We start from the raw sequence: 11,704 nt of genomic DNA, 5'->3' as shown, positions 1-11,704 counted from the left end.
CTCTTTCGCCCCGCCGCTCAATTCAACCCCGGCTCCATCGAAATGACAATTGCCTCTGTTATGTTTACCCCTAAAACCCATAACTCACGCCGCCAAAAATGTTGAACCCGTAGTTGGGATAATACAACCACGATGAGTAAGTAGCACTAAGTAAATTATTGGCCTGTACAAAAATACCGAAACGGCTGTTCACCTTATATTCGGCCCCGGCGTTGATATCGGCAAAGGCTTTTAGCGATACTATTTTGGTAGCGCCGGCTGTGCTCGATGCTAAGTCGGGTGTAATATCTTTGGTGTCGCCCCTGAACAACAAGGTGCCCGTTAAGTTCACCTTATTGCTGATGTGGATATTGGTACCCGCGCTCAGTTTAAATTTAGGCAGGTTCCATGGCTGCGCTTCGGTAGCCATTTTATAATCCTTAAATTCTACACGGCCAAAAATATCCAGGTCTTCGGATGCTTTAAAGTCCAGCTCGCCGTTAAAGCCTGTAACGGTTGCCCGGCCACCATCATAAATTACCTTAAACCGGTTATAACCCACCGGGAAGTTAAAGTTGCTGACAAACAACGGCATGTTTTTTACGTCATTACGGAAAAAAGTAGCTTTAAAACCCAGTCCGGGCGCTAAGGTGCCTTTTAACCCGGCGGCGAGGTCTAACTGATCGACCGAGTTTTTGATGCTGATATTTTGACCCAGGAAGGGATTGGCTTCCGAAAAATCTTTTAACGATGATTTATTTACATCGCCTTTGGCTTCGGCAAACAGGCGTACATATTTAGGGATCACCTGCACCTCTAACCTTGCGGCAGGGAATACAAACAGGCGCGACGAAAAGCCGAATTCGCTTACAATATTAACGCCCGCGTCTATCTTATAATTTTCGCCCTGGAACTTTAAATAGGGGTTAGCCCTTACCAGGTTATTGCTTAACGCGTACAAACTGTCCTTTTGCGAACTCAGATCGATAGAGGCATTCAGCCCGGCATAAAACTGTTTTACCGTTTGATTGATAAAGCCCGAAAGTACCAGGTTGCTCTCTTTACCCTTAAACGAATTGTTGAACATATATCCGTTCAGTTTCAACGCGTAGGTAAAATCCTGCGGTACGTCTTTAAAGTTTTTGGTTAGTTCGCCGCTGGCGCTAATGGTATTAAAAACCTGTTTTTCAGTATTTAAATTTAGCGGAGGAGCAAACTTATCATACCCATAAAAATTGTTACCCTGGCGTTTGTAGCCAATGGTGCCGTGCAAGCTATTGGTTGCGCCCACGCTTTTACCAAAAACACCTATTTCATCCTTACTTTGGTTTTGATTTTTATAGGTATCGCCCTGTTGTGCAAAATGTTTGATATAAGCGCCGGCCTGTAAAGCTTCATCGCGGCCATTGTTTACATATAGTTCGCCGTAGGTAGTTTTCATACTACCCAGGCCACCCTTTACCAGGTTATTGTAAGGCACCGAATCGCGTTCGGGCGGCATTTTCATGGCCTCCATTTGTTTAATATCGGTGTTGCGTTCCAATCGCTTATCTACCGGTTTATAGGTTAGCGGCGCCTTAAACGGCGATTTGTCTTCCAGATCGGGGTTGCGGCGTATTTTTACAGCATCGGCCAGCACCGGTTTGTAAGCGGTTGTTACAATGATCTCTTCGGTCAGGCTTTCGTTATTAATGCCGTTTGGATTGTTCTTCCGTGTGGTATCCTGCGCTACTTTAGATACGGCATCGCCCAGGTTTTGGGCCGCCGATTTAGCCGGCGCTGTTACCGGTTTTTTAACTACCGGTTTTGGAGCAGGCTTTTTTACAACCGGTTTAGCAGCGGGCTTTTTAGCCGGCGCCTTGGTTGTTTTTTTTACCGTTTTTTTTGTTTGTGCATCAGCAGGGGCAAAAAATAATGCCATCCCTAAAATCAGCAGCGCGTATATATATTTAAATTTCATTGCGTGTTTTCCTTCTTTTAGTTATTTCCTTGTTTTTTTACCTCGTTCTTTTTTGTGCTATCGGCAGGGGCCGCTTGCGGCGTATCCTTTACACTGCCCGGCGCAATCTTTTCCAGCTTGGCTTTAGCCTCGGTCAATACATCATCGTCGCCTTTATAGTTATCAATAATACTTTGATAAGTAGCTTTAGCCTGGAAATTATCCTTCAGCGCTACATAATTATCAGCTAACAGAATATAGGTTTTGGCTATCCAGTAATCGTAATTAGGCATCTCTTTAGCCAAATCAAAACAGGTTTTTTGCGATGCCTTGTACTTGCCTTTCAGGTATTCAATACGCGCCAGGTTGTATTTGGCTTCGGCAGCGGCAATAGTTTTGGTATTGGCAACCGTATAATCAAATTCGTTAACGGCAGCCGTAGTATCGCCTTTTTGCAGGTGGGCTTTGCCAGCATAAAGGCCTGTTTTAAATTTATCCTCCTGCGCCGATTTTTCGTTACCGCGTACCAGCGTTACATATTTCAGCACATCATCGGGCTGGTTCATTTGCGAGTAGCTTAATAACAGGTTGTTAATGGCATAGGTATAATCGGCCTTATATTCCGAGTTGGTTTCCAGCCTTTTCAGGAATACTACCGCCTCGTTATACTTCTGCTGATCAAGGTAGAGTTTAGACATACTGATCAACGCCTTTTCAGAGTAAGCGCTGGTCCAGTCGTTTAATATCACGTTATAATCCTGCACGGCTTCCTCCGGCCTTTTCAGGTTAACCAATGCCTGCGCGCGGATAAAACGCATCTGTTTTTCGTAGATCGGTTTCGGGAATTTATCGTAATAAGCGTTCACTGCCGATACGGTACCCTGCCAGTCGCCGCGCAGGTATAAATTATTAGCGGCGGTTTGCATAATACTTTCCTGTTCGGCAGTGGTATAATTGCCAATAGGGGTACTGGTTGCATAAGTAATAAAGGTTTGCGCATCGCCTTTATCGGTGTAGATCTTTTCAATCTGCTTCAAGGCCTGTTTAGCTTCGTCGGTTGACGGGTAATCTTTAATCACCCGCTTAAATGATTCCACAGCCAGGTCTTCCTTATCGGCATTATAATCAATCAGGCCCATCGTCACCAACGCACGCGGGATATAACTGCTGCGCGGATATTTTTGGATCATGGATAGCAGGTCCGACTTTGATTTTTCGCCATCGTTTTTCAGGAAATAGGTATAGGCTATCTCAAATGCCGCGTCATCGGCAAAATCCGAGTTGGGGAATTTGTTCAGCACATCGTTCAGCGTACTGATCTTGCTATCCAACGATCCCTGCAAACCCTGGATCATACCGCGTTGAAACATGGCATAATCTTCGGTTTGGTTGTGTTTGGCAATAATGCGGTTATAATAATCCATCGCTTTGCCGTAGCTTTTCATTACAAAATAGCTATCGGCCAGGCGGGTTAAGGCATCATTAACGGTATTGGGGTCTTTCTCTTCACCATTTAAAAATTTCTCGAAATAAGTGGCCGCCTTTTTATACTGATCGCCATTAAAGGCCGCATAAGCCAGCGCGTAGTTGGCATAGTTGTAAACGTCGGTTTCGGGTGCATCCGGCATATCCAGGAAGGTTTCGAAACGCTGAACAGATTCGCCGTATTTACGTACTTCGTACATGGCCTCGGCCATCCAGTAGGTGGTAAGCGCTTCTATTTTGGTATCCATGGGGAATTTTAACGAACGCAGGAAAATACCTATAGCATTTTCAAATGCCCGTTCGTTGATAAACTCAAGCCCACGGTAATAAGTAACTTTTTGGTACGCTATTTTGGCGCTTTGCGTTTTGTTAGGGATAGGCTCCAGAATTTCTACCGCCTCGCGATAGTTTTTAGCGCTCAGTAATTCCTCGCCTAACAGGATCTTCATTTCATCGGTACGGCCTGAGCGGGGATAGTTTTTTAAATACGCACGGGTAGCTTCCAGTGCCTGGGCATAAAAATCCAGTTCGTACGATAGTTTGGCGTACTGGTACAGCGCATCCTCCTGTAATTGCTTATCAAAACTTAGTTTCGATGCTTTGAGGAAGGCATTGCGCGCGCTTTGTTTATTGTTCAGTTTCAGGAAAGCGTCGCCCAGGCTATAGCTACCGGTTTGACTGTAGATATCGTTCTTATCCACCATCTTCTCCAACTGAACGGTAGCCTTTTGGTATTCGCCAATTTTATAGTAGCCGTAGCCCATTTGGTAGCTATCCTGTGTGTTTTGTGTGCGGCCATTATCCTGCGCTTCAAATTTCACGTAGTATTTTATCGAATTGGGATAATCGGACTTGGCGAAGTATGATGCCGCTACGATGCGGAACATCTCGGTCTCGTTTTTTTGATGTGTGCTATTCAGGATAGGGATGGCGTAGCTTAGTACATCATCATAACGCTTATCTAAAAAATAAACCGCGCTGATATAATAAGGATAGCTGTCCTCGTATTTCTTCGATTTTTTTAATCGCTCAAAGTTAACCAGCGCCAGGTGATAGTCCTGATTAAGGTAAGCTATGTAAGCAAAATAATAAACCGCGTCTTCGGTAAAAGGTGATTTTTTATCCTTTACCTCGCTGAATAATAGTTGTGCATTCTTATAATCGTTGGTAGCAAAATAGGCGTATCCCTTGCGGAATTTATACTCGGTATTTTGTCGGCCGTTCAAGTCGGATGCCTGTACTTTATCATACCAGCGCAGCACATCAATGTATTTACCTTGCTTAAAGTACGATTTACCGATCTGGAAATAGGCTTGCTTGGTGAGCGGGTTTTCGGGATGTTCTTTTATAAAACGCAAAAACAGGCTTTCGGCATCATCATTTCCTAATTCCAGCGCGCAATAAGCTTCGTAATACTGCGAGTTTTCCTTTAACAGGGATACCGAAGTTTCAAAATCGGGCTGAGTGCTTGTTTTAATTGATGAGGTTTCCACCAGCCTGAACTGTTCGGCAGCGGCAACATACTTTCCTTTGTCCAGCAATTCAATAGCCGTATGATAAGTACGATATACCTGACCGGCAGGGTTTTGCTGTGCATAAAGCGATGACAGGGAGAAAACGGGGAGTAAAAGAGCGACGTATTTAAGTTTCATCATAGATAGGTATGATACAATTTGTGCTAAAATAGCGATTACGCAAAGATGTAATCCACAAGAGTAATTCACAAATGTGGATAACACTTTTTTTAACGGGTTAGCTAAGCGGATGGTATGGATGTGGAAAAAAATATTGGTTTGGGGAGATATTGTCTGAACCCTGATTACACAGATTAACCAGATTTTAGCATGATATGGTTATCGAAATCAGGAGGATCCTGTAAATCTGTTTAATCCCGGTTCAGACGGTTAGCTGGCCACCAGTATGGCGTTAACCAGCGCGTTATACAGCTTCTCTATCTCGATAGGCTTACGCAAAAAGCCATTAAAATAGCCGGCGTATTCGTCCTGATGTTCGGCGGTAATATCAGCAGTGAGGGCAAAGATGGGGGTAAAGGAGTTGGGGTTACCCATTTCGCGAATGTTCCTGGTGGCATCAAAGCCATTCATTTCGGGCATGTGGATATCCATCAGGATAAAATCATAAGCACGCAGTTTTGATTTTTCAACGGCTTCCAGTCCGTTTTTGGCATGTTCGGCAGCAACGCCCCAGTTTGAAAGCAGCTTGCGGGCTACCATGGCATTAATCATATTATCCTCGGCCAGTAATGCCGTTTTGTTGCTTAGTTTATCCTGTATTACGGGTTGTTGGGCTTCTTCATTAACAATGCGTTTGGCCTTAATATCAAAGTGAAACGACGAACCCATACCAACCACACTGTTCACATGCACCTTACTGCGGTATAGTTCTACCAGCTTTTTAACAATAGCAAGCCCTAATCCCGATCCGCCGTGCTTACGGGTAGTAATGGATTTTGGCTGAGAGAAACTCTCGAAGATCTCTTTATAGGATACCCGTGGTATGCCTACGCCGGTATCAGTAATTGTAAAACGCAGCAAATCCTGGTCTTTTTCGGCTTTTATTTTGGTAACGTTAATTTCTACCTTACCGGTTTCGGTATATTTTATAGCATTGCCTATCAGGTTACCTAATATTTGCGATAGTTTGGTTTCGTCCAGTTCGTAGCTTTCACTTACATCCTGGTCAATATTTAAAAAAAGCTTCAGGCCTTTTTCCATGGCCATGTTATCATATATCTGGCGCAGGTTCTCAATAAGGTCGCGGAAATTACAAGGATGCACATCCAGCTTCATTTTACCGGCTTCCAGTTTGGTGAAGTCCAGGATATCATTGATAATCAACAGCAGGTTATTGGCGGCGAATTTTAGCGAATTCAGCATTTTCTGCTCTTCCGCGTCCGATTTATCCTTTAATAGTGAAGTGATGGTGATCACCGCGTTTAGGGGGGTGCGGATCTCGTGGCTCATGGTAGAGAGGAACTCCTGCTTTACCTTGGCCGATTGCTCTGCCAGTTCCTTTTTCTTAATGATCTCGTCTTTTTCCTTTTGCAGTTTCGCCTCTTTTTCCAGCGATTCCATACGGGTGATCAGCTCGTAGTTTTCAATGATCTGCAGGGTTTGGGTATTAATAACAGCTTCTTTCTGGCTCAGGTAGCGTTCCAGGTATTCCAGCGCCATCACGGTGTTTCCTTGCCGCTTATAGATGTGGTAAAGCAAATGATCGCACTTAAATTTAATAATGACAATGTTATAAGCACTGCTAAAATCAAGTGTTTGTTCTAATAAACGCTGGGCTTCCTTTAGGCGGTCCTGGCGTACATACAAGTCGGCCAGGCGATGGTAGGCCATGCCCAGGCCCAGTTTTTCGCCTACCTGCTGGTGAATGCTGATGCATTCTTTCAAGTCCTCTTCGGCCAAACTAAACTGCCCGGTACTGATGTGCACTTTACCCAAACCATAAAGGGCAAACGCCAGGCCGCGTATATCGCCTGTTTTATTTTTCATCGCGATAGACCGTTCGATCAGGTCCAGCGCTTCCTTTGTTTTGCCTTGCTTAAGATATATGCCCGAAAGGGGGTTATAAGCATTTGATTCCAGGTTGGTATCCTTTGCCTGCCGTGCCGCTTCGATAGCCCCTTCATACGATTTAATGGCGTTTTTTTGATCGCCAAAATACTCGTATATCGTTCCCAACGATTTTTGGGTGCGTGCCTGGTTATGGTAATCGTTATATTTACGATAGGTGTTTAAGCAGTTAATTAAGTAGATCAGTCCTAAGTGATAATTATCGGTTTTGTAATAACTACCGGCAATGCTATAGCGTGCGTTAGCTATACCTTGTTCATCATGCAGGTCTTCAAAGTATTTAATAGCTTCTTCGGCCAAACTGATAGAGCGTTTGTATTCGCCCTGTATCATGTAAAAAAGAGAGAGATGATTGAGGCTTTTGCCTATTAATTCGTTATTGTTTACCTGGCGACTAAGGGTAAGCGCCTGATTGGCTAATTGCGTGCTGTGATTCAGATCGTTAATACGGCCGGCATACGCTTCATCTAAAAGCGCAACAATTTTGTTTGTATCAATTGTTAAAGATTTAGCCACAGAAAAAATAACAGAGAGATTACTAATTAGTACAACCGGTTACCAATGCAATTATTGCAAATAAATATTATTTTATAAAACTGTATTTATTAAAAGTAGTGATTTTTTGCTGATTTAGTTAATGCGTTCGCTTTTTTAATTAATTAATATGAAAAATATTTTTATAATTAACATGCTGCAATATGCTATACTACTGAAGATGGCGATTAAAGACAATTTCGGCCAAATCCCGTAGCTATACTGATTTGGCTGAAATAAATGTGATAAGTAATTCGTAATGTAAGTTAGGCCCATATAAGTTATACAGGCCGTGATCAATCTCAACTCAAATTCTTTAATGGCTTATGTATTAGCCTTGTCATTATATACATAATGGCTTTTTTTGCACTTAGCACAGAATTTTTTTTTCACGTCTAAAAAAAACAAAATATTTTTCACAAACCAGCTCCTGCGCTGATGGAAATGATACGGATGCCCGCACTTTGGGCATAGGTTACCGGTATTAATACGAAAGATAGATGCCAATGGATAGATAATTTAGCTTTAAAGATTAAAGTTACGAAAAAATGAGATAGAGTTTTAATTCGATCAAAATTATTTAATTCGTCGCTGTTTTTGTTATTCTGCTCAAGGCGTAAGTACAATATCTAAAAAATCAATAATTATTCCTCGTGATATATAGTGATCAGGCTTTGTTGCATTATGCAAACAGGGCTATTTGCAGTTTTAAATTGTTCAACAATAATTGCCCATTAAGCAAATTTGAATTAAGAAATACTAATGATATACAATCATTTATTGATGTGGTATTTGCTGTTATTATAGCGTTATCTGATAAATAAAAATGGTATGCTAATTCCCCAATAGAATTAACCGTTAAAATAGATATTAAACCGAAAGGGAGAAAGCGGATAACATACCTAAGTATATACCAGACTTCTCCCTTTCGGTTTAATGACAAGCTAATTATTCAATCTTCACCTGAATCACCCCTGCTTTTTAGCTATTAGTCATGTTTCCTGATCACCGTTACATTTTTAGATGGATGTGTTACGGTATGATGCCTGCGATAATAGGCACGTTGTGCTGCCCGCTTTTTCTTGGCTACACTTCTGCGATGCTCGTTCCCAATAATATAACCGCCGCCGGCACCTATAGCACCGCCAATTAATGCGCCGCCAACGCCTTTACCAATTATGCCGCCTGCTACGGCACCGCCTGCGCCGCCAATAATGGCGCCTTTGGCCTGTCCGCTCATTTTTTTCTTTTCCTGTGCAAGGCTATAATTACTATCAGCAATTAATACAGTAAGTATAATGCTAAAACTTAAAAAGATCTTTTTCATGGTATGGGTTGTTTTTATACTTTATCCAAAACAAATACCAAGCCATAAAATATTGGATGCTATTGCTTCACAGCCGTTACCCGCGATCCATCTTTGCCTAATGTTTCAAATACAATGGTTTTATTATCCAGTTTTGATATGTAGAAAGGGAAAGTACGGTACGTACCATCGGTTAATTTTTCGATATAATTGATATTATCGCCTGTAATGGTAAAAGTGCCGTGTGATAGTATTTGCCCGCCCCAGTATATAAAAAGCTCGTTTTTAGGCGTAAAGCTGATGTATGGCTTGTTGGCTAATAAATCGGCGGTGCTGGTGGTATCGGTAGGGTCGTCGCTTTTGGGCTTATCTATCTTCATGTATTTCCAGTTGCCATAAAGCGCTTCGTTTTTTATACTATGCTTACAAGCCGTTAGCAATAGCCCTACAGTTGTAAAAACTAAAAGTGTTTTCTTTATCATACAAATAGTAGCCTAATTTATAAATACCATACGCAGTAGCATTATTATATAATTAAAATAATATAAACTATACCTGCCTGCGTCTGTTCGATATTACAATGATACTTGTTTAATTGATATGATGATGAGCACAAAAAAAGATCAACCCCAAATTATCGGAAAAAAGACCCACCAGGCCGCAGAACTGAAAACCGAAGGCCCGTTAAGCGAAAAGGATGAAGTAAAAGACGCCGAGCGGCGAATGGCAAAACGGCTTAAAAAGCCGGCAACGGTAAAAAAAGATGGAAAGTGACACCTTGTTGATAATAGGTGTGTTATTACGTATGCCCTGTTGAAAAAGTGTTTGCATAGAAACATCGCTATAAATGCTTTGATTGCAAACAAAATATCCGCTTATTCCTTTTGCACCAGAAGCATATTTATTCTACATGAAACAAACTATATCAAAATCAGTAATGCGCGTTTTTAACGGCAATTTGAAGCTGGACGACGCCGCGCTTACCAAACTATTTTTAAAACAACTGGATAGTATTTACTGCATAAAAAAACACCTGCTAACGGTATTGCCTTCCCTGGCCGATAAAGCATCCTTTCCGGATTTAAGGGAGGCGATACTGGAAAGCGCCGACTTAATAAAAGTGCAGGTACTGCGCATGGATGTGATCTACAAAATATATAAAACCAGTTGTAAAATACAAAATTGTATGGGCGTAAAAACCTTATCGCTGGAAGCCTATATTGCAGCAACGGTTGAAGAGCAATCGCCGCTTGAGCGGGACCTGGCGCTGCTGATCCATTTGCAAATAACCGAAAGTGTAGAAATGGCGTATTTTGATGTTTTAAAGCATATGGCCGATAGTTTAAATAATAAAGAAGTGCAAATTTTGTTAGCGCAGAATTTTGAAGCAGCGGTTAGCAGTAAAAAGCTGTACCAATTAATTGCTAAAGAATATATTTCGTAACTGGTACTAAATATTTATATTGGGATACTAATAACAAGCGTAAATTATAATGCGTTTTAGGTGATATGTGGAAAGCGTTATTGGTATTAATTTTTTGTAGTTTAAGTTTTACATTACAGGCTCAGGACGTAATAAAAACCGCCAGCGTAGTAGATACAAACGGTAAAAAGGACCTGATAGATATTGCCCGGTCGGTGTTCAATATTAAATCGCACCGTTTAAAAGCCGAAGAGGGCAGACGGTTTTATTTTTCTTTTCTGCCGGTTTCTACACCTGTACCCGGCGGGGGTAAAGCGCTGATCACTTCAACCACGGCCGGGTTTTATTTAGGCCCGCGCGATAGTACTTACCTATCCGGTGTTACATTTGCACCTTATTTAAACTTTAAAGGGCGGTTTGGTTTGCCGCTGCGTTCATCGCTTTGGCTAAGGAACAATAGCTGGAATATACAGGGTGATACGCGGATGCTGGTGTATCCGCAATATACCTGGGGCTTGGGCGGTAACCAATCCGAAGATAACAAGCTGTTAGTGAATTATAAATACATTCGTTTTTACCAGGCGGCGCTAAAGCGGATCACTAATTTTTTTTATGCCGGTATTGGCTATAACCTGGATTACCACATTGATATCTCGGCCGATGAAACTACCCGGTTAAGAGACTTTACCGGCTATCAGTACGGCGCTACAAACAATAATAATTCCTTCTCATCGGGCGCTACGCTTAATTTACTGTACGATACCCGCAACAACTCATTTAACCCCTTACCGGGGATTTATCTGAACGCTGTTTACCGGTACAATTCAAAAATGCTGGGCAGCCAGGACAGCTGGCAATCGTTATACCTGGATGTGCGCAAGTATATTTCGTTAAGCCACGAGCGTAAAAAGAAAGTTTTAGCCCTTTGGGGGTATTACTGGACCACGCTGAATGCCGGTACGCCTTATCTCGACCTGCCAAGCGTTGGTTGGGATCCCTACAACCGATCGGGCAGGGGGATGGAGCAAAACCGCTACCGTGGGCAGGGTATGCTGTACCTGGAAGCCGAATACCGCCGCGACCTAACCCGTGATGGTTTATTTGGTTATGTGTTATTTGCTAACGCTACCTCGGTAACCGAAGCAGCCGGGCGCAATTTTAAATATATCAACCCTGCAATAGGCGGCGGTTTCCGCATCAAATTCAATAAAGGGTCGGATACCAATATTGCTATCGACTACGGCTTTAGCAAAGGATATAACACTTTTATGTTAGGCTTAGGCGAAGCGTTTTGATTTGGTCATTGGGTCATTACGCTACGCTGTCATTATGCTTCGCGTCATTGAGTCATTACGCTGTGCTGTCATTGAGTCATTAAATAGTTGGTCTAAAAAATGCCGCAGGCATTTTGACCCAATGACCCAATGACCCAATGA

8 protein-coding genes are annotated in these 11,704 nt (G+C 42.3%); 3 read left to right on the top strand and 5 right to left on the bottom strand.

Annotated features, from left to right (window positions below):
- Positions 1-70 precede the first annotated feature (70 nt).
- The 5 genes from AC07M6_RS23615 to AC07M6_RS23595 all read right to left on the bottom strand — a co-directional run bounded on the left by AC07M6_RS23615 (position 71) and on the right by AC07M6_RS23595 (position 9,327).
- Positions 71-1,939, bottom strand: coding sequence for a TonB-dependent receptor (locus tag AC07M6_RS23615; protein ID WP_494893797.1), 1,869 nt, complete (start codon positions 1,937-1,939; stop codon positions 71-73).
- Between the two features lie 17 nt (positions 1,940-1,956).
- Complete coding sequence (locus AC07M6_RS23610) at positions 1,957-5,058, bottom strand: tetratricopeptide repeat protein (RefSeq protein WP_494893795.1); 3,102 nt, start codon at positions 5,056-5,058, stop codon at positions 1,957-1,959.
- Between the two features lie 249 nt (positions 5,059-5,307).
- The gene (locus tag AC07M6_RS23605) at positions 5,308-7,521 is read right to left on the bottom strand and encodes a tetratricopeptide repeat protein (protein WP_494893793.1); all 2,214 of its coding nucleotides are present in this window, start codon (positions 7,519-7,521) and stop codon (positions 5,308-5,310) included.
- A gap of 1,006 nt (positions 7,522-8,527) precedes the next feature.
- Complete coding sequence (locus AC07M6_RS23600; RefSeq protein WP_494893791.1) at positions 8,528-8,866, bottom strand: YMGG-like glycine zipper-containing protein; 339 nt, start codon at positions 8,864-8,866, stop codon at positions 8,528-8,530.
- Positions 8,867-8,925: 59 nt separating this feature from the next.
- Positions 8,926-9,327 carry a hypothetical protein gene (locus AC07M6_RS23595; protein ID WP_494893789.1) on the bottom strand — a complete coding sequence of 134 codons (402 nt, stop codon included), beginning with the start codon at positions 9,325-9,327 and terminating at the stop codon, positions 8,926-8,928.
- A 118-nt stretch (positions 9,328-9,445) separates the two neighbouring features.
- On the opposite strand from AC07M6_RS23595, the gene AC07M6_RS23590 reads away from it, so the two are divergent.
- From AC07M6_RS23590 to AC07M6_RS23580, 3 genes are all read left to right on the top strand, one after another.
- The gene (locus AC07M6_RS23590; protein WP_494893787.1) at positions 9,446-9,619 is read left to right on the top strand and encodes a hypothetical protein; all 174 of its coding nucleotides are present in this window, start codon (positions 9,446-9,448) and stop codon (positions 9,617-9,619) included.
- Between the two features lie 136 nt (positions 9,620-9,755).
- Positions 9,756-10,289 carry a DUF892 family protein gene (locus AC07M6_RS23585; RefSeq protein WP_494893785.1) on the top strand — a complete coding sequence of 178 codons (534 nt, stop codon included), beginning with the start codon at positions 9,756-9,758 and terminating at the stop codon, positions 10,287-10,289.
- Between the two features lie 65 nt (positions 10,290-10,354).
- Complete coding sequence (locus AC07M6_RS23580) at positions 10,355-11,563, top strand: BamA/TamA family outer membrane protein (protein WP_494893783.1); 1,209 nt, start codon at positions 10,355-10,357, stop codon at positions 11,561-11,563.
- Positions 11,564-11,704 lie beyond the last annotated feature (141 nt).

This window comes from Mucilaginibacter sp. GW821-FHT07H05 (genome assembly GCF_059418485.1).
This window is presented reverse-complemented; position numbering and strand designations above follow the sequence as displayed.

What these genes read in the sequence shown, in the direction of transcription:
- AC07M6_RS23615 (WP_494893797.1), bottom strand. Translation starts at nt 1,939, where the DNA reads ATGAAATTTAAATATATATACGCGCTGCTGATTTTAGGGATGGCATTA.
- AC07M6_RS23610 (WP_494893795.1), bottom strand. Translation starts at nt 5,058, where the DNA reads ATGATGAAACTTAAATACGTCGCTCTTTTACTCCCCGTTTTCTCCCTG.
- AC07M6_RS23600 (WP_494893791.1), bottom strand. Translation starts at nt 8,866, where the DNA reads ATGAAAAAGATCTTTTTAAGTTTTAGCATTATACTTACTGTATTAATT.
- AC07M6_RS23595 (WP_494893789.1), bottom strand. Translation starts at nt 9,327, where the DNA reads ATGATAAAGAAAACACTTTTAGTTTTTACAACTGTAGGGCTATTGCTA.
- AC07M6_RS23590 (WP_494893787.1), top strand. Translation starts at nt 9,446, where the DNA reads ATGATGATGAGCACAAAAAAAGATCAACCCCAAATTATCGGAAAAAAG.
- AC07M6_RS23585 (WP_494893785.1), top strand. Translation starts at nt 9,756, where the DNA reads ATGAAACAAACTATATCAAAATCAGTAATGCGCGTTTTTAACGGCAAT.
- AC07M6_RS23580 (WP_494893783.1), top strand. Translation starts at nt 10,355, where the DNA reads ATGTGGAAAGCGTTATTGGTATTAATTTTTTGTAGTTTAAGTTTTACA.